The 17,261-nt window shown below is 72.1% G+C and carries 13 protein-coding genes and 2 tRNA genes; 4 read left to right on the top strand and 11 right to left on the bottom strand.

Translation table 11 applies throughout. The features are described from left to right. Nucleotide 1: 1 nt before the first annotated feature. Nucleotides 2–856, bottom strand: a complete 855-nt coding sequence (locus ACIPWA_RS02480) for an ABC transporter substrate-binding protein (protein ID WP_068625207.1) — start codon at nucleotides 854–856, stop codon at nucleotides 2–4. 158 nt (nucleotides 857–1,014) lie between these two features. After that, complete coding sequence (locus tag ACIPWA_RS02475; protein ID WP_400287937.1) at nucleotides 1,015–1,509, bottom strand: MarR family winged helix-turn-helix transcriptional regulator; 495 nt, start codon at nucleotides 1,507–1,509, stop codon at nucleotides 1,015–1,017. 110 nt (nucleotides 1,510–1,619) lie between these two features. Here ACIPWA_RS02475 and ACIPWA_RS02470 point away from each other — a divergent pair, with 110 nt between their 5' ends. After that, nucleotides 1,620–2,243, top strand: coding sequence for an NADPH-dependent F420 reductase (locus ACIPWA_RS02470; protein WP_400287936.1), 624 nt, complete (start codon nucleotides 1,620–1,622; stop codon nucleotides 2,241–2,243). Nucleotides 2,244–2,395: 152 nt separating this feature from the next. Here the strand turns inward: ACIPWA_RS02470 and ACIPWA_RS02465 are convergent. The 4 genes from ACIPWA_RS02465 to ACIPWA_RS02450 form a co-directional block, all read right to left on the bottom strand. Beyond that, nucleotides 2,396–2,469: transfer RNA gene (locus ACIPWA_RS02465), tRNA-Met, on the bottom strand. A 435-nt stretch (nucleotides 2,470–2,904) separates the two neighbouring features. Next, nucleotides 2,905–2,978, bottom strand: a tRNA-Met gene (locus tag ACIPWA_RS02460). A gap of 63 nt (nucleotides 2,979–3,041) precedes the next feature. Further along, on the bottom strand, nucleotides 3,042–4,061 hold the full coding sequence (locus ACIPWA_RS02455; RefSeq protein WP_400287935.1) for an aldose 1-epimerase: 1,020 nt from the start codon (nucleotides 4,059–4,061) through the stop codon (nucleotides 3,042–3,044). 228 nt (nucleotides 4,062–4,289) lie between these two features. Beyond that, nucleotides 4,290–7,304 carry a UPF0182 family membrane protein gene (locus tag ACIPWA_RS02450; RefSeq protein WP_400287934.1) on the bottom strand — a complete coding sequence of 1,005 codons (3,015 nt, stop codon included), beginning with the start codon at nucleotides 7,302–7,304 and terminating at the stop codon, nucleotides 4,290–4,292. Nucleotides 7,305–7,533: 229 nt separating this feature from the next. Here ACIPWA_RS02450 and ACIPWA_RS02445 point away from each other — a divergent pair, with 229 nt between their 5' ends. Next, nucleotides 7,534–8,163, top strand: a complete 630-nt coding sequence (locus tag ACIPWA_RS02445) for a PPA1309 family protein (protein WP_231907723.1) — start codon at nucleotides 7,534–7,536, stop codon at nucleotides 8,161–8,163. Nucleotides 8,164–8,277: 114 nt separating this feature from the next. Here ACIPWA_RS02445 and ACIPWA_RS02440 read toward each other — a convergent pair whose 3' ends face one another. Both ACIPWA_RS02440 and ACIPWA_RS02435 read right to left on the bottom strand, forming a co-directional pair. Continuing rightward, complete coding sequence (locus ACIPWA_RS02440; protein ID WP_231907722.1) at nucleotides 8,278–9,417, bottom strand: YlbL family protein; 1,140 nt, start codon at nucleotides 9,415–9,417, stop codon at nucleotides 8,278–8,280. Nucleotides 9,418–9,574: 157 nt separating this feature from the next. Further along, complete coding sequence (locus tag ACIPWA_RS02435; RefSeq protein WP_400287933.1) at nucleotides 9,575–10,774, bottom strand: Rossmann-fold NAD(P)-binding domain-containing protein; 1,200 nt, start codon at nucleotides 10,772–10,774, stop codon at nucleotides 9,575–9,577. Nucleotides 10,775–10,820: 46 nt separating this feature from the next. Here ACIPWA_RS02435 and ACIPWA_RS02430 point away from each other — a divergent pair, with 46 nt between their 5' ends. After that, nucleotides 10,821–12,296 (top strand): zinc-dependent metalloprotease, encoded by a 1,476-nt coding sequence (locus ACIPWA_RS02430; RefSeq protein ID WP_056647770.1) that lies wholly within the window; start codon nucleotides 10,821–10,823, stop codon nucleotides 12,294–12,296. Here ACIPWA_RS02430 and ACIPWA_RS02425 read toward each other — a convergent pair. After that, nucleotides 12,293–13,003 carry a SprT-like domain-containing protein gene (locus ACIPWA_RS02425; protein ID WP_400287932.1) on the bottom strand — a complete coding sequence of 237 codons (711 nt, stop codon included), beginning with the start codon at nucleotides 13,001–13,003 and terminating at the stop codon, nucleotides 12,293–12,295. The two genes, ACIPWA_RS02430 and ACIPWA_RS02425, sit on opposite strands and share 4 nt — an antisense overlap. Before the next feature lie 233 nt (nucleotides 13,004–13,236). Here ACIPWA_RS02425 and ACIPWA_RS02420 point away from each other — a divergent pair, with 233 nt between their 5' ends. Continuing rightward, nucleotides 13,237–14,331, top strand: a complete 1,095-nt coding sequence (locus ACIPWA_RS02420) for a ThiF family adenylyltransferase (RefSeq protein ID WP_400287931.1) — start codon at nucleotides 13,237–13,239, stop codon at nucleotides 14,329–14,331. Here ACIPWA_RS02420 and ACIPWA_RS02415 read toward each other — a convergent pair. Both ACIPWA_RS02415 and ACIPWA_RS02410 read right to left on the bottom strand, forming a co-directional pair. After that, nucleotides 14,317–14,742: a WhiB family transcriptional regulator gene (locus ACIPWA_RS02415; RefSeq protein WP_068625588.1), complete on the bottom strand. Its 426-nt coding sequence runs from the start codon at nucleotides 14,740–14,742 to the stop codon at nucleotides 14,317–14,319. The two genes, ACIPWA_RS02420 and ACIPWA_RS02415, sit on opposite strands and share 15 nt — an antisense overlap. A 467-nt stretch (nucleotides 14,743–15,209) precedes the next feature. Then, entirely contained in the window at nucleotides 15,210–17,231 is a 2,022-nt protein-coding gene (locus ACIPWA_RS02410; protein ID WP_400287930.1) for an ATP-dependent DNA helicase UvrD2, read from the bottom strand. Between the last annotated feature and the right edge of the window lie 30 nt (nucleotides 17,232–17,261).

The raw sequence follows: 17,261 nt of genomic DNA, 5'->3' as shown, positions 1-17,261 counted from the left end.
CTCAGCCCAGCTCGGGGATGTCGTCCGACTTGAGCCAGGTCGTGCGCAGCTCGGCGAGCGTGCCGTCGGCCTCGAGCGCGTCGACCGCGGCCGAGACGCACTCGGTGAGCGTCGAGTTGAGGTCGAGGACCAGGCCGTACTGCTCGACCGTGCCCTGGTCCGGCAGCGTGCCGACGACCACGGAGTCGGGGAAGTACTCGGTCGAGGCCGCGACGCCCTGGTCGACGTCCATGATCATGACGTCGATCGTGCCCGACTGCAGCGCCGTCATGCCGTCACCCGCACCGTTGAACGGGACGAGGTTCGCGTCGTCGCCGAACGCAGCCTTGGCGAGCGTGAGGCTCGTCTGGGCGGCCGTGACGCCGATGCGCAGGTCCTTGAGCTCGTCGAGCGTCGTGGCCGAGGCGTACGGGCCTGCCTCCTGCACGATCACGCCCTGGCGCGTCGTGAGGTAGGGGCTCGAGAAGTCGACGGCCTTGCGGCGCTCGTCCGAGATGGACGTCTGCCAGGCCGCGAAGTCGAACTCCTTGATGCTGGGGCTGACGATCTGCTCGAACGTCACGAGCTCCCACTCGACGTCGTCCGCGGCGTACCCGAGCCGGTCGGCGACCTCGTAGACGAGCGCGGACTCGAAGCCCTCGCCGCTGTCGTGCTCACCGATGTACCAGGGCGAGTAGGCCTCGCCCGCGGCGACGGTCAGCTTGCCGTCGGTGTGCGTGGGCAGGGCGCCCGGCTCGCACGTGGGGGTCGCTGCGCCGGACGGACCGGCGTCGGTCGACGAGTCGGACGAGCAGCCCGCGAGGAGCAGGGCGGTCGAGACGGCTGCGACGGGCAGCACGGCGTTCAGGCGGCGCATGAGGACCTTCCGGGGTCAGGAGGGTGACGAGGCGGTACCGGGCCGCCGCGGGTGACGCGTGCTGCCGGGACTCGCCGGAGGTCGACTCTACGCCGGTCCCACGCGGTGAGACATAGGCGGGACGTCCGGTGAGACGGTGGGGCGCATCACACCGCGCGTCAGTCCTCCGGGAGGTGGAGCGCGTCGAGCCGCCCCTCGGTGTCGAGGGACTCGAGGATCGCCCGGGCGATCCCGTCGAGCTGCTCGACCTGCTCCGGGGTGAGGCGGTCGATGATGTGCTCGCGCACCGTGCCGACATGGCCGGGTGCGGTCGCGACGACCTTGTCCCACCCTGCGTCGGTCAGGACCGCGAGCGTGGCCCGGCGGTCCTCGGGGCAGGGCGTGCGCTCCACGTAGCCGCGCCCCTCGAGCCGCTTCACGACGTGGGACAGGCGCGGCAGGGTCGCGTTGGTCTTGAGCGCGAGGTCCGTCATGCGCAGCGTGCGGTCCTGGGCCTCGGAGAGCATCGCGAGCACGAGGTACTCGAAGTGGGTCAGGTGCGCGTCGCGCTGGAGCTGGGCGTCGAGCACGCCCGGGAGGAGCTCGGAGACGGCCTGGAGGCGCATCCAGGTCCGCAGCTCGCGGGGGGAGAGCCATCGCACGTCGTCGGTCATGGACCCAGTCTACCGAAGATGGTTGACACGACAACTAAGCAGGCCTACGTTAGTTGTATCAACAACCAATCACGCCGGCTCGGGCCGACGTCGCAGCCCCGGAGGACTTCATGACCAGCATCACGATCATCGGCGCAGGGAACATCGCAGCAGGCGTGGCGCGCATCGGCCTCGACGCCGGCGCACAGGTCCAGGTCCTGGCGCGCGACGCCGAGAAGGCCGCAGCACTCGGCTCGGGCGACTCGTTCACCTCGGGCGTCGTGGGTGACGAGATCACGGGCGACCTCGTGGTCCTCGCCCTCCCCTTCCCCGCGGTGCCCGAGGTCCTCGCGCAGTACGCCGGCCGCCTCGACGGCAAGGTCCTCGTCGACCCGACCAACCCCGTCGACTTCGCCACGTTCGACTCGCTCGTCGTGCCCGCCGACTCCTCGGCCGCCGCAGAGATCGCCGCGCTCGCCCCGACCGCCAAGGTCCTCAAGGCGTTCAACACCAACTTCGCCTCGACCCTCGCGAGCGGGCAGGTCGCCGACCAGGCCGCGACCGTCCTCGTCGCGGGCGACGACAACGACGCCAAGAGCACGCTCGTCGAGCTGGTCCGTGCAGGTGGGCTCAAGGGCGTCGACGCCGGCTCGCTCAAGCGCGCTCGCGAGCTCGAGGCCCTCGGCTTCGTCCAGATGACGCTCGCCGGCTCGGGTGCGACCCAGTGGACCACGGGCTTCACGCTCGCCGACTGACACGTCGCGATCGGTTGTCAGAGCTGGCCCGGGGTCGAGCCCGGGCCAGCTCTGACAACTTATCCGGGGCACACGGCGCCATGCAGGACCGTGCAACCCGGGAAATGACGAAGGCCCGGTTCAGCATTTCTGCTGAACCGGGCCTTCCTTTGTAGCGGGGGCAGGATTTGAACCTGCGACCTCTGGGTTATGAGCCCAGCGAGCTACCGAGCTGCTCCACCCCGCGTCGGTAAACACCACTCTACGCGATCTTCGGCCTGCACTCCTACCTGATTGCCTGTCGGCCACGTCACACCTCGGACGACGTGGCCCCTGGCAGGCGGACGACGAACGGCCACTGGGCCACTGGGCCACTGGGCCGGCAACGGGCCGGGTGGCGAGGCCACGGCGGCGCGCACCCGTTCGCGAGCCGCACCGTAACCAGCCCGATCAGTTGTCAGAGCTGGCCCGGGGTCGAGCCCGGGCCAGCTCTGACAACTGATCCGGGCGCGCAACGCGACGCAAGGACTCCGCGGGAGCCTCGCCGAGCCGAGCGGGCCGACCGGCGAAAAGGGCAGGCCTCGACGGGCCGACCAGCGGGTCGGGCGCCAGACGGGTGCGCCATACCCCACGCATGACGAAGGCCCGGTGCAGCATTTCTGCTGAACCGGGCCTTCCTTTGTAGCGGGGGCAGGATTTGAACCTGCGACCTCTGGGTTATGAGCCCAGCGAGCTACCGAGCTGCTCCACCCCGCGTCGGTAAACACAACCTTACGGGAGATGGGCCGAGGCGCCAAATCGGGCACCCCGGCCCCCCGTTCACCCCTCGCGCGGCGCGACCACCCGGGCACCGAAGCGGAACTCGCGCCCCTCCCCCGGCTCGAGCCGGACCTGCTGCGCGCAGTCGGGGCGGTTGAATGCGTTCGTCAGGCTCTCGACGGGTTCGAGCGCGATCGACGTCCGCGCCCGGCCGCCCAGCCCGTCGCCCGTGTAGACGTGCATGTTGCCGCGCTCCTGCCACACCTCGACCCCCGCGCCGGTCGCCGGGTCGAGAACACGCGTGCGGACCCGGCCGTCCGTGTCGGGCACCAGGTCGGTGAACGCGGTGTCGAGCGCGGTCCCGGCGAGCCCCAGCGGCCCGACGACGCCACGCACCTCCCGGGCCGCCTCGCCGTCGAGCGGGATGAGGCGCGCATCCGTCGCGACGGTCGCCCGCGCCGGCACGTGCAGCTCCAGGGCGTCGATCGTGGCGTGGCCCGGGATGCGGAAGTACGGGTGCCAACCAGCCGTGACCGGCGCCGCGACCTGCCCTACGTTGCGGTAGGACCAGGTGACGTCGAGGGTCTGCTCGGTCAGCTCGAAGCGGATCCTCGTCTCGAGGTCGAACGGGTAGCCTGCGACGTCGGTCGCCCGGACGCACGTCGCGAGCGTCACCGAGACCGCACCGTTGGCGGGACCGTCGACGTCGGCGTCGGGCACGACGTCCCAGTCCTGGAGCCGGACGAAGCCGTGGAGGGTACCGATCTCTCCCGGTGCGGGCGGGACATGGTGCGTGGCGCCGTCGAACGTGTAGGCCCCCGCGGCGATGCGGTTGGCGAACGGGAACATGAGCCCCGAGCGCGTCGCCTCCTGCGCGAGCAGCTCGGACTCGGCCTCGTACCCGTCGAGGAGGTCGCGCACTTCGCGCCCGCCCCACGGCGCACGCCAGGCCAGCGCGGTCGCACCGCGGAGGGCGACGACGAGCTCCGCGCCGCTCGGATGGATGAGCGCGACCGTCGGCAGTGCGCCGAGCGCCCCCTCGACGATGTAAGCGTTGCTGCAAACGGTTGCACTGGTCATGAGGCCCAATGCTTGCCTGCCGTACCAGAAATGACAAACCGTGCCGTCCGGTCGCGCGTGTCGGTCACCCTCGACGTCCGAGCCCGTCGCCCTCGACCGGGGAGGCGGCTCCCGCAGACACGACGGAGCGCCGCCCCCGACCCTCTCGGATCAGGAGCGACGCTCCGTCGTCGTGCTGCTCACCTCGACGGGTGGCCGCCGCTCGCTCGCCCCGTGCGGGGCGTCGTGTCACGGCGTCGCGGTGTCCCCCAGCTGCTGCTCTGCGGCGATCGCCGACTCGAGCGCGGTCTGCAGGCGTTCCTGCGACTCGCCGTACGCCGCGAAGTCACCCTCGGCGAGGGCGGCCTGACCGTCCTTGATCGCCTGGCTGGCGGCCTGGAGCGCCTGGTCGAGCTGGGCGCGCGCCTCGGGGTTCTCGGTGCCGGTGTCCGGCGTGGTGCCCGTGCCGGGATCGGTACCCTCGGCCGGCGGGGTGGTCTCCCCGTCCGTCGGGACCTCCGGCAGGACCTCGCCCCCGGCATCACCCGCGTCCGCACCGGACTCGCCCCCGAAGACCTGGTTGAGGGCTTCGTCGAGCGTGTCCGCGAACCCGACCTGGTCACCGAAGTTGACCAGCACCTTGCGCAGCAGCGGGAACTTGGTGCCTTCGGACGCCTGGACGTACACGGGCTGCACGTAGAGCAGCCCGCCGCCCACGGGAAGCGTGAGCAGGTTGCCGTGGATGACCGTCGAGTTGCCGCGGCTGAGGATGTTCAGCTCGTTGGAGACCGTGGGGTCCGAGTCGAACGTGTTCTGCACCTGGCCCGGTCCGGGGACCGTGGCGTTGCGCGGCAGCTCGAGCAGCCTGAGCTTCCCGTAGCTCTCCGACTTCACGCCGGCCGTGCTCCCGGCCTCGGCGTCGACCGCGAGGAAGCCCGTGAGGATCTCTCGGTCGGAGTTGCCGCCCGGGATGAACGTCGTCATGAGCGAGAACGCCGGCGCCTCCTGACCGGGCATCTGGAGCGTCAGGTAGTACGGCGGCTGGAACGGCTTGGTGCCGGCCCCGCGCACCGTGGGGTCGCGCGGCACGTTCCAGAAGTCCTGGCCCGAGAAGAACTCGCGTGCGTCGTCGACGTGGTAGCTCGTGAGCAGCGAGCGCTGGACCTTGAACATGTCCTCGGGGTAGCGCAGGTGGCTCATGAGGTCGCCGCTGATCTCGGAGATCGGCTGGAGCGAGGTCGGGAACACGTTGTCCCACGCCTTGAGGACGGGGTCCTCGGTGTCCCACGCGTACAGGTCCACGGAGCCGTCGTACGCGTCGACGGTGGCCTTGACCGAGTTGCGGATGTAGTTGACCTGCTGCGGCGCGAGGGCCGCGACCGACTGCGAGTTGACCGTCAGGGTGTCCTGCGTCGCCTCGTCGAGGGGCTGCGACGCCGAGTACGGGTAGCTGTTCGTCGTGGTGTAGCCGTCGACGATCCACTTCACGCGCCCGTCGACGACGGCCGGGTAGACCTTGCCGTCGAGCGTCAGGTAGGGGGCGACCTTGGCGACGCGGTCGCGCGGCGAGCGGTCGTACACGATCTGCGAGTCGGCCGTGACACGGTCGGAGAACAGGATCTGCTCGGAGCCGAACTTGAGGGCGTAGAGCAGCTTGGTGCCGAACGAGCCCACGCTGGGACCCGCGACGGCCCCGTCCTCGGCGCCGAACGTGTTGTTGACCTGGCCACCGGCCTCGTCGTCCGGGTAGTCGAACTCCCACGGCTGGGTGCCCTCGGGGGCTCCGACGATCGAGTACTGGGTCGAGTCCGGGCTGAAGTAGATGCGCGGCTCGTACTCGGGCAGCGACCCCACCGAGGGGATGTCCCCCTCGTAGAAGGCCGGCTGCCCGCCCGGGCCGATCTGGTTGCCGTACGCCGCGACGACGCCGTAGCCGTGCGTGTACACGGTGTGGTCGTTGACCCAGTTGCGCTGGCTCGCACCCAGACCGGCGAGGTTGAGCTCGCGGACCGCGATCACGGTGTCACGGCTCTCGCCGTCGATCATGTACCGGTCGACCGAGAGGGTCTCCTGGAAGTTGTAGTACTGCTTGTTCTGCTGGAGCTGGCGGAACGTCGGGCTGACGATCTGCGGGTCGAGCAGTCGGATCGACGCGGTCGTGTCGGCGTCCGCGCGCAGGGCGCCGGCCTCGGCCTGGGTCTTCGCGTCGTAGTTCGCTGCCTCGACGTCGTCGAGCCCGAACGCGGTCTTGGTCGCGTCGATGTTGCGCTGGATGTACTCGGCCTCGAACTCCTGGGCGTTCGGCGCGACCTGGAAGCGCTGGACCACGGCCGGGTAGATGCCGCCGATCGCGATCGCGGAGACCACCATGAGGCCGACCCCGATCGCGGGCAGGCGCCAGTTCCCACGGATCGCCGTGAGCACGAACAGCAGCGCCACGAGGATCGCGACACCGGTCAGGATCGCCTTCGAGGGGATCACGGCGTTGACGTCGGCGTACGAGGCGCCGTCGAACTTGTCACCCGTCGAGGTCAGCAGCGAGTAGCGGTCGAGCCAGTAGTTCGCACCGATGAGGAGCATGAGGACCGCAGCCGTCACGGAGAGCTGCACGCGCGCGGCCTTGGTGGTGCGGGGCCCGTTGCCGGCCCCCGCACCGATCCGCAGCCCGCCGTACAGGTAGTGCGTCGCGAGCGCCCCGATGCCCGCGATGATCACCGCGGCCATGAGGAACCCGACCACGAACCGCAGCACGGGCAGCGTGAACACGAAGAACGAGATGTCCATCCCGTACTGCGGGTCGTCGGTGCCGAAGGGCACCGAGTTCATCGCCAGCAGGACCGTGCTCCACTGCGAGGACGCCGCCGCTCCGGCGAAGAACCCGATGATGGCGGGCCCCGCGACGGTCACGACCTTGCGCAGCGGCTCGACGGCCTCGCGGTACTGGTCGAGCGTCGCCTGCTCGGGCGTCGAGGGCGCGTAGATGGGGCGTGACCGGTAGGCGAGCGACAGGGACAGGAAGACGAGCCCTCCCATCACCAGGAAGCCGCCGACGAACAGCGCCGCACGGGTCCCCCACTCGGTCCACAGGACGTCCTGGAAGCCGAGCTGGGTGAACCAGAGGACCTCGGTCCAGAACTGGGCGAGCAGGAACAGCAGGAGGACGAGGGCGGCCACGACTGCGACGGCAATGCCGAGCGGGCTACGTCGTCGTTTGGAGCCGGCCTCGCGCCCTGCGGGGCGTCGTGGCGCTGCGGCGAATGACACGGTGGGCTTACCTCTTTGCGTTCGGTCGAGCGTCAGGTCGTCGGGCGTCTGCACCGGTCCCCGTCGCTCGCGCCGACCGCCCGCATCCACAGGTGGTCCACAGCCCTGACAGGGTCCGGCCACAGGCCGTCCATTCCGTCAACGGCCCGCAGCGGTTCCAGGTTCCCACAGGACCCTGGACCGGACCCGCCGACTGCGCCGACGACGTCGGGCCTGACATGCTGGTGCCATGCCCGACACGACCTCCCCGGCCCCCGACCAGCCCGCCGACCCCACCGCACCCGCCCCCACGGGGGTGCCCGACGACGCCCCCGCGCCGATCGTCCCTCTCGCCCAGCTCGCGCTCGCCGACGCCGTGCGCGACGTCGAGGCGCACGTCGCGGCCGACGGCTGGGACTCTCCCCCGCGCGTGTTCGCGCTCGTGCGCACGGCCGACGCGATCGCCGCCAACCCGGGCCTGGCCGACCAGCTCCCGCCCGAGGTCGTGACCGCGGCGCGGGGGATCCCCGACCACCTGGTCTCGGTCGAGCAGGAGGGCCTGCCGGACGCCGAGACGCTCGAGGAGCTGCTCGGCACGCTGTCGTGGCCGTCGACGGTCGACGGCGCGGCGATCGTCGCCGAGCGCGTCATCCTGCCGCCCTCGGCCGAGGAGGGCCTGCCGACCGACCCCGCGGCCGCGCTCGCCTACCTGTCCTCGCACCCGGACCGCCAGGACGTGCGCCTCGCGGTCGGCGTGCTGCGCGACGGCACCCCGTGGTGCGCGGTGCGCACCCGGGCCAACGACGACGGGAACGACGTGGCGTTCGGGCCGGACCTGGTCCCCGGGCTCATCGAGGCGCTGCGCGCCACGTTCGAGTAGCCACCTGGCTCGTCGAGCTGCTGCGCGCCACCCCCGCACGGAGCACGGACAAGGACGGCGGGGCCGGACGACCATGGTCGTCCGGCCCCGCCGTCGGCCGTCAGTGCGCCCCGGTCACGAGGTGCACGTCGGCAGGCTCGCGCCCTCGCCCGCGCCGATCGCGACCATCGCGTCGCGCGCGTCCTCGAGGGTCGCGATCTTGACGACGTTCAGCCCCTCGGGCACGTTCCCGACGACCTCGTCACAGTTCGACTCGGGGGCCAGGAACCAGGTCGCGCCGTCGCGCTCGGCGCCGTACAGCTTCTGCTGGATCCCGCCGATGGGACCGACGTTCCCCTCGACGCTCATGGTCCCGGTGCCCGCGATGACGTTGCCGTCGGCCTCGTCCTCGGGCGTGAGCTGGTCGATGATCCCGAGCGCGAACATAGTGCCCGCCGAGGGGCCACCGATGTCGTCGATCTGGATCTTCACGTCGATCGGCAGCTCGAAGTCGGGGTCGATGAAGACTCCGAGGATCGCCTTGCCGTCGGCCTCCTGGGTCGTGATCGTGAGGTCCACGGCCTCGCCGCCACGGTCGACGCCCAGCACCACGTCCTCGCCCGGGGTCACGGTCGCGAGCTCGTCGATGAGGTCCTGGTAGGTCACGACGTCCTTGCCGTTGGCCGACGTGATGACGTCCCCCTCCTCGACGACGCCGGCCGCGCCCGTGTCCTTCGCCGCACCCTGGATCGTGAGGGTCGCGGGCACCTCGTAGCCGAGCTCGGTGAGCGCGGCCACGGTCGCGGTCTCCTGCGACGACAGCATCTCGGCCTGGCTCTCCTCGGCCGTCTGCTCCTGGGTCACGTTGCGCGGGAACGTCTCCTCGACGGGGCGCACGGACCGCGAACGCTGGGCCCAGCCCTCGATCACCTGGAAGAGGTTCGCGGGGTACCCGGGACCGCCCGCGACCGACACGGTGGTCAGGAGGAGCTCGCCCGTGGAGTCGAACGTCTCGGCACCCTCGATCTGGATGAGCTCGCGGTCGTTCTGCTCGCCGAGCGTGTCCTGCGTGGGACCGGGCGAGCGCACCACGTAGGGCGCGGGCATGACCGCGAGGCCCGCGACCAGCAGGGTCGTGGCCAGCAACGAGATCCCGAGCGTGAGCGAGCGGCGCGTCACGGGAGGAGGCGTGTAGTCGTCCTCGGGCGGCGGTCCGAACGGGTCGGGACCGGGCGCGGGCTCGTGCGGGTCTCGGGGGGCGAGCGGTTCTGTCACGTCGCTATCATCCCCGAGAATCCTGAAGGTTCGCTGGCGGCGGGCCGGGAGGTTCCTGCCAGCGCCCGACGACGTCGCGCACGCCGCGAGCCCTCTCACCTCGCGTGGAGCTCCCGACGAGAGCCGCACCCGGGGCGAGGTCACCGCGCGAGGCAGCTCACCGCCGTCGGGCCTGCCGCCAGATCGCGGCCGTCCCCAGGAGCGCGACCGCCGCTCCCGCGGCACCCAGCGCCGCGGCGTCCCGGCCACCCACGCGGCGGCCACCCACCGCGATCCGGCCCCGGACGCCGTCCATGAGCACGTCGACGCACTCGGCGCTCGACCACGCAGGAGCCCAGCCTGCCTCGTGCAGTCCGTGCGCGGAGACGGTCCACGGGTGCACCACGAACGCCATGTCGCTCGCGGGCGACGGCAGCACGCCCACACGGTGCAGGCGCTCGGCGGCGCCGAACGCGGTCGCCGCGGGCAGGCTCACGGTCGCGAGCCCCGTGCGCTCGACCAGCTCGGCGGGCGTGACGACGTCGGGCTCGCCGTGCTCGTCGAGCGCCCCGACCGTGAACGCCCCGGACCGTCCCTCGGCGGCGACGAGGCGGACCGCCGACGCGAGGTCGTCGGTGTGCACGAGCTGCCAGGGGCGTTCGCTGCCCTTGACCACGAGCAGGCGAGGGGCCTCGAAGTGACGCGTGAGGATGGTGTCGACCTCGGGTCCGACGACGACCGCGGGACGCAGGACCGCGAGCAGCACGGGCTCGTCGACGAGGTCCAGCTCGTCGGCCAGCGCCTCCTCGAACGCGACGAGGTCCGCGACGAAGCCCGCGGCGTCGGGCGAGACGGGCTCGGCGTCCTCGACGACGGGCCGGTCGGCGCTCGCGCCGTGCACCATCGCGGACGTGACGGCCACGACCTGGCGCACGCCGTGCGCAGCCGCCGCCCGGGCGACGCGACGCGCCTGCTCGACGAGGAACGCGCGGCGGGTCTCGCCCTTGAGCGCCCTGATCCCGAACTCTCCCGCGGGGGCGACCACGACCACGGTCCGCGCACCCTCGACCCACGGCGCGGCCAGGTCGTTGGACTCGGCCGGCGCCCGCTCGGGGCCGCGCCCGCCGAGGGCCTCCCGTACGAGTGCCGCGACGCGCCCCTCGCCCACGACCACGGTCGCGTCGTCGGCGCCCGGCCGCCCGTCCTGGCCGTCCGACCCGGCGTCCGTCGCCGGGTCGTCCCCCTGCCCGACGGCGCCGCTCGCCCGGCCGTCGTCGTCCCCGGGCGCGCTCGACGCGCCGGGCGTCCCGGCCTCCGACGCGCTGCGCCGTGAGCGAACCGAGCCCTCCGACATGCCTCGCGCCCCCTTGCTGGTCACAGATTGTGGTTACGGTGATTCCTGACGCTATCCCGAGGAGACCCCGATGAGCAGCCAACCGCCCGACGAGTTCACCTCCGGCGCGGGCGACCAGCCCGACGCGCAGTGGGAAGAGCTCCTGCGTTCCATGTTCGGCGCGGACGCCGACGAGGCCCTGCGCGAGCTGCGCGCACGCGGCCTCGACCCGGCGGCGCTCGCCGCCGGCAGCGGCCTGAGCAACGATCCTGCCGCGATGAAGCACGTGCTCGCCCAGGTGCAGCGGCTCCTCGCGAGCTCGGGCAACGGCCCGGTGAACACCGACGTCGCGCACGACATCGCCCGCCAGGTGGCCGTCGCGGAGGGCGATCCCTCGCTCACGCCGGCCCAGGTGCGGTCGGCGACCGAGGCCCTGTCGGTCGCCGAGCTGTGGCTCGACGCCGTGACGGACCTCCCTCCCGCGGGGGGCAAGCGGTACGCGTGGAGCCGGTCGGAGTGGGTCGAGAAGACGCTCCCCGCATGGAACGCGCTCGCCGCCCCGGTCGCGTCCTCGGTCGCCGACGCGCTGTCCACGGTCCTGCGCGACCAGCTCCCGGGTGGCGGCGACGGGCCGGACGCGCTCTCGTTCGGCATCCCCGGGCTGCCTGCGGGCGCGCTCGGTGCGGACTTCGACCCCGCGCAGATGATGCGCCGGCTCGGTTCCGCGGTCTTCGGCATGCAGATCGGGCAGGCGACGGGGACCATGTCGCGCGAGGTCTTCGGTGTGACGGACATCGGGCTGCCGCTGCTCCCCGAGCCCGCCACCGCCCTGCTCCCCACGAACGTCGCGGCTTTCGCCGAGGGGCTCGACGCCCCCCTCGAGGAGGTCCGCCTCTTCCTCGCGCTGCGCGAGGCCGCGCACGCACGCCTCTTCACGCACGTGAGCTGGCTCCGCGGGCACCTGCTCGGGCTGGTCGAGGCCTACGCACGGGGCATCACGATCGACCTCGACGCGCTCGAGTCCCAGCTCTCCGACATCGACGTGACCGACACGAGCGCTCTCCAGAGCGCGCTGTCGGGCGGGGTGTTCGGGCTCCAGAACACCCCCGAGCAGGAGGCCACGCTGCTGCGCCTCGAGACCGCCCTGGCGCTGGTCGAGGGCTGGGTCGACGAGGTCAGCGCACAGGCTGCGCTCCCCCACCTGCCTCACGCCGTGCCGCTGCGCGAGATGCTGCGCCGTCGGCGGGCCGCGGGCGGCCCGGCCGAGCAGATCTTCTCGACGCTCGTGGGGCTCGAGCTGCGCCCCCGCCGGTCGCGCGACGCCGCGACCCTGTGGGCGCTCATCGCGGTCCAGGGCGGCGCCGACGCCCGCGACGCGGTGTGGGACCACCCGGACCTGCTGCCCAGCCCGCTCGACCTCGACGACCCGTCCGGCTACCAGTCGCGGCGCGCCGAGGTCCAGGCCGAGCAGACCGACCTCGACAAGGCCCTCGCGGACATCTTCAACGAGGCCGACGGCTCGACCGGCGACACCGAGGCCGAGCCCGACGGCTCCCCGCGCACCTAGCGCGCGGACTCCCTCGCGGGGGCCTGCGCGCCTCGTCCGGCCGGCACGGCGTGCCGGTCGGGCGTCGCGCGCGGGGCGGGCTCCGGTGCGGCGTCGTCCTGCGGGAGCGGGGGGTGCGCCTCGATCTCGACGTGCGGCGGGGCCACCTTGTCCTCGTCGGGCGACTCGGGGGTGCCGCCGTCGCGCGTGAACGAGACCCCCTCGAGGAAGCCCTTGGCGCGCTCCGTCCGGGGGTAGGACTCGAGCAGCGCCCAGAACCCGGGGCCGTGGCCCGCGTGCAGCAGGTGCGCGAGCTCGTGCAGCAGCACGTAGTCCAGGACCCACTCGGGCATGCCCTGGACACGCGTAGAGATCCGGATGCTGCCGTCGATCAGCGTGCACGAGCCCCAGCGTCTGCCCTGGTTGCCGGACCAGCGCACGCTCGTGGGGTGCGCCCGCCCGTCGAGGTACTTGGCCGAGAGCTCCGTGGCGCGCGCGACGAGCTCGGCGTCGGAAGGCCTGCGCCGTCGTTCCTTGTCCGCGAGCCGGTCCAGCATCCGCTGCACCCACTCGCGTTCCTGGGCTCGCGTGAACCGCGCGGGGATCGACACGATGGTGCGTTCCCCGTCGCGGTAGGCGCTCACCGTGCTCTTGCGACGACGGCTCCGGCGCACCTCGACGTACGTCTCGGCACCACCCTGGGTACCTCGCTCGGCTTCGTAGGCCACGGCACAGACCGTAGTGGTTCATCGTGACATATGCCATAGACCACGCCGACGATTCTGCGACACGTGTGCGAGAAACCGTCGAGAAACGGTCAAGCGTTGGCTGCGAGCCGCGGGTGTGACGACCTCCGCCCACGCGGCTGTGGACAACCTCCACGAGGTGCCTGTCGCTGGCAGTGTGGACGACGCAGGCTCCGACGGAGCATCCCCGGGAGCCCTCAGCCGAGGAGACGCCCATGGTCGACGCACCCCTGTTCCCCGTCCGGCTGCGGCCGGGGACGATCGTGCTGCGCCGCGGCCCGGGTGAGCTGCAGTACGGCACCGACGACCGGTGGAGCGTGCTCCTGAGCGGCCTGAGCGAGGACGAGGAGACCTGGCTCCTCGACCACGGCCGCTCGGCCCGCCCGCTCCTGCACGCCCCGGCCGAGGTCCGCGCCATACCGCACGAGCGGCAGCGCGTGATCCTGCGCCACCTGCGCGAGGCGCTCCTCGTCGTCGGGCGGGCGGACGACGTGCGCGAGGACGTCGCCGCCCCCGCGCGCGGCGCGGCCGACGCGGCGACGCTCTCGCTCCTGCGTCCCGACGCGGCGGGGCACGCGACGCTGTCCCGACGAGCGAGCACGAGCGTCGCGATCGAGGGCCTGGGGAGATTGGGGGTCGGGACGGCGGTCGTCCTCGCCACGGCAGGGGTGGGAACCCTCCTGCTCGACGACGTCGCACCGGTCCAGGCGACCGACGTCGGGCTCGGCGGCTACCGTCCGCGGGACGTGGGGCTGCCGCGCCGCGAGGCCGCCGCGCGGCTCCTCACGGACCTTGCGCCGCAGGTGCAGGCCCGGGCGGTCGACGCCGCGCGGTGGGTCTCGCCCCACGGGCGGCGGCCGGACGTGGTCGTGGTGGTCGAGCGTCGCGTGCTGCGCCCCGACAGGTACGGGCGGCTCACGGGTGACGGGACCCCGCACCTACCGGTCGTGGTACGAGAGGCTGACGTGGTGGTCGGACCCTTCGTCCGACCGGGGCGGACGCCGTGCGTCCGGTGCGTCGAGGGGCATCGTGCCGACCTCGACCCGCAGTGGCCGCAGCTCGCGGACCAGCTCCGGGATCCTCAGCGCGAGGTCCTCGACGTCGAGGAGACCACGCTGGCAGCAGTCGGCTCGGCGATCGCCGCAAGCCAGGTGCTCGTGCACCTCGACGGGCTGACGCCCCGCGCAGCCACGGCCTGCATCGAGATCGCTGTTCCCGATGCGGTGCCGAGGCTGCGCGAGGTGGTGAACCACCCGCGGTGCGGGTGCTCGAGCCTGACGGGTGCGGCGGCCATGTCAGGCCGCCGATGACGCCGAGACGGACTCGGCTGCCTCGCGGGCAGCCGCCTCCTCGGCCTGACGGGCGAGGACCTCGGCCTTGCTCGGCCGTCCACGCCCACGCTTGCGGGCGACGACGGCCCCGTCGACGAAGACCTCGCCGCCCCAGACGCCCCACGGCTCCTGGCGCTCGAGGGCGCCGGCCAGGCAGCCCGCGACGAGCGGGCACGACTGGCACAGGGCCTTGGCCTGCTCGACCTGGGTCGACTGCTCGGCGAACCAGAGCTCGGGGTCGTTCGTCCGGCACGGCAGAAGGCCGGCGAGGAGCCGGTCGAACTCGGCCGCGTCGGACGAACCGAGGGGGGTGGAGAGGGGCTGATGGGGAGTCCAGGGGCCGGATCCGCCCTGGGCAGTGATGTTGTCGAGCAGCGCGGTGAGCCGCACGATGTCCTCCAGTGATGTCCTGTTTGCGTGTGAACTTCTTTGTCACAGGACCCGCAGATGGTCGTCACGTCCGGGATGGTGGACGGCTGACCGGGAAGACGATCGCATTCGGAGAAACACGAAGGCCGCGGGTCCAGGTGGACTCCGCGGCCTGAGAAGGGTGCTGCCGGTGACTAGACCGGCGACGTCCTCAGTGCGGAGTCGGGCGCGGGGCGGATGACGAGGGATCCGCCGCGTCGTGCGCGGTTGGTCGGATCGGCCGACACATGTGTCGGGTTCGTCGTCAGGATCTGGTTCACCATGCTCACCCACCTCCAATCTCCGTCGAGCGCTCGCCTCTCGGCGCGCGCCTCTCCTACAAGGACTCCTGAACCATATGCCGCCCTCGGAAGGGGGCACAACTTATTTAACGAGATTCTTCTCGACGAGTTTTTCGGGTGGCTCCGCGGGGGCCGCCCGACCCCAGGTCAGGACCCGGATCGCGCCACGATGTCCAGCAGGGTCTCGCCGTACTTCTCGATCTTGGCCGGGCCGATCCCGTTGATCTTCGCGAGGTCCGGCACCGAGGAGGGGCGGGTCTCGGCGATCGCCGCGAGCGTGGTGTCCACGAGGATCGTGAACGCCGGCTTGTCCGTCTCCTGCGCGACCGACAGCCGCCACTCGCGCAGCTGCTCGAACAGCGCGCGGTCGTACTCGCCCGTGAGCTGCACCTTGTTCTGGTTGGCGCGGCTCCGTCGAGGTGCGCGGGACTGCTCGTCGTCGGGCCACAGACCGTCGAGGAACCGCGTGCGTCGTCGTGTGGCCCGCCCACCGGGGTTGCGGGAGCGGCCGAACGAGACCTGCAGGTGCTCGCGGGCACGTGTGATGCCCACGTAGAGCAGGCGCCGTTCCTCGGCCACGGCCTCGTCCGTCTCCGCGAGCGAGATGGGCATGAGCCCCTCGCTCATGCCGGCGAGGAACACCGCGTCCCACTCGAGCCCCTTGGCCGCGTGCAGCGAGGCGAGCGTGACGCCCTCGACCGTGGGTGCGTGCTGGGCCGAGGCGCGCTCGTCGAGCTCCGCGACGAACGACGCCACCGTGGGGGGCGCGTCCTCGGGAGCGACGCGCGCGACGTCGTCGGCCAGGGCCACCAGGGCCTGCATGGACTCCCAGCGCTCGCGGGCAGCTCCTCGCGCGGACGGCGGCTCGGAGGCCCACCCGGCCGACATGAGCACGTCACGGACCGTCTCCGGCATGGGGACCGCCGGGTCCGCAGAACGGGCGGCGCCGCGCAGCAGCACGATCGCGTCACGCACCTCCTTGCGCTGGAAGAAGCGCTCGCCCCCACGGACCAGGTACGCGATGCCCGCGTCCGCGAGCGCCTGCTCGAACCCTTCCGACTGGGCGTTGGTGCGGTAGAGGATAGCGATCTCGCTCGCGCGCGTCCCCGCTGCCAGGAGACGCCCGATCTGCGCGGCGACGCCCTTGGCCTCGGCCTCGTCGTCGTCGTAGGCCACGTACGCGACGGGTGGGCCCGACGGTCGCTGGGCGATGAGCTCGAGGGCCTGGTGCGCTCCCCCGCGGCGTCCCGCGCGCGCCAGGAGCTGGTTCGCGAGCGTCACGACCTGGGGCGTGGACCTGTAGTCCCGGACGAGCTTGACGACCTGGGCACCCGGGTACTTGGTGGGGAAGGTGAGGAGGTGGTGGGGCGTGGCGCCCGTGAACGAGTAGATGGTCTGCGACGGGTCGCCCACGACGCACAGCTCCTTGCGTCCCCCGAGCCACTGGTCGAGGACGAACTGCTGGAGCGGGGAGACGTCCTGGTACTCGTCGACCACGAAGTGGCGGTACTGGCGCCGGACCTCGTCCGCCATGGCGCCCTGCGACGAGAGCATGTCTCCGAGCATGAGCAGGACGTCCTCGAAGTCGATGACCGAGCGCTCGGTCTTGACCTCCTCGTACGAGGCGATGAGGCGAGCCACCGTCTGGTGGTCGTACCCCGCGGGCGCCGGGCGGTCGATCGCCGCGCACGCCTTCACGTAGTCGTCCGCCGTGACGAGCGAGACCTTGGCCCACTCGACCTCCGACGACAGGTCGCGGACCGCGATCCGGTCCACGCCGAGGCCCAGCCTGCGGGCGGACTCGCCGACCACGGCCGCCTTGTACTCGAGGATGCGGGGTGGGGCACCGCCCACGACCTTGGGCCAGAAGTAGCTGAGCTGGCGCAGCGCGGCAGCGTGGAACGTCCGGGCCTGGACGCCGGTGGCACCGAGCTCGCGCAGACGCGTGCGCATCTCGCCCGCGGCACGCGCCGTGAACGTCACGGCGAGCACGCTCGTGGGCGTGTACACGCCCGTCCGCACGCCGTAGGCGATGCGGTGCGTGATGGCTCGCGTCTTTCCCGTGCCCGCACCCGCGAGCACGCAGACGGGCCCGTGCAGCGCGAGGGCGACATCACGCTGGTCGGGGTCGAGGGCTTCGAGGATCTGGTCCGCTGACTCGTTCGGCATCACGTCGATTCTCTCAGCCGCCGCCCACAC

It is taken from the genome of Oerskovia enterophila (assembly GCF_044748475.1).
GTDB lineage: Bacteria > Actinomycetota > Actinomycetes > Actinomycetales > Cellulomonadaceae > Oerskovia > Oerskovia enterophila.
The sequence above is the reverse complement of the archived record's forward strand: the minus strand, read 5'-3'. Positions and strand labels throughout refer to the sequence as shown.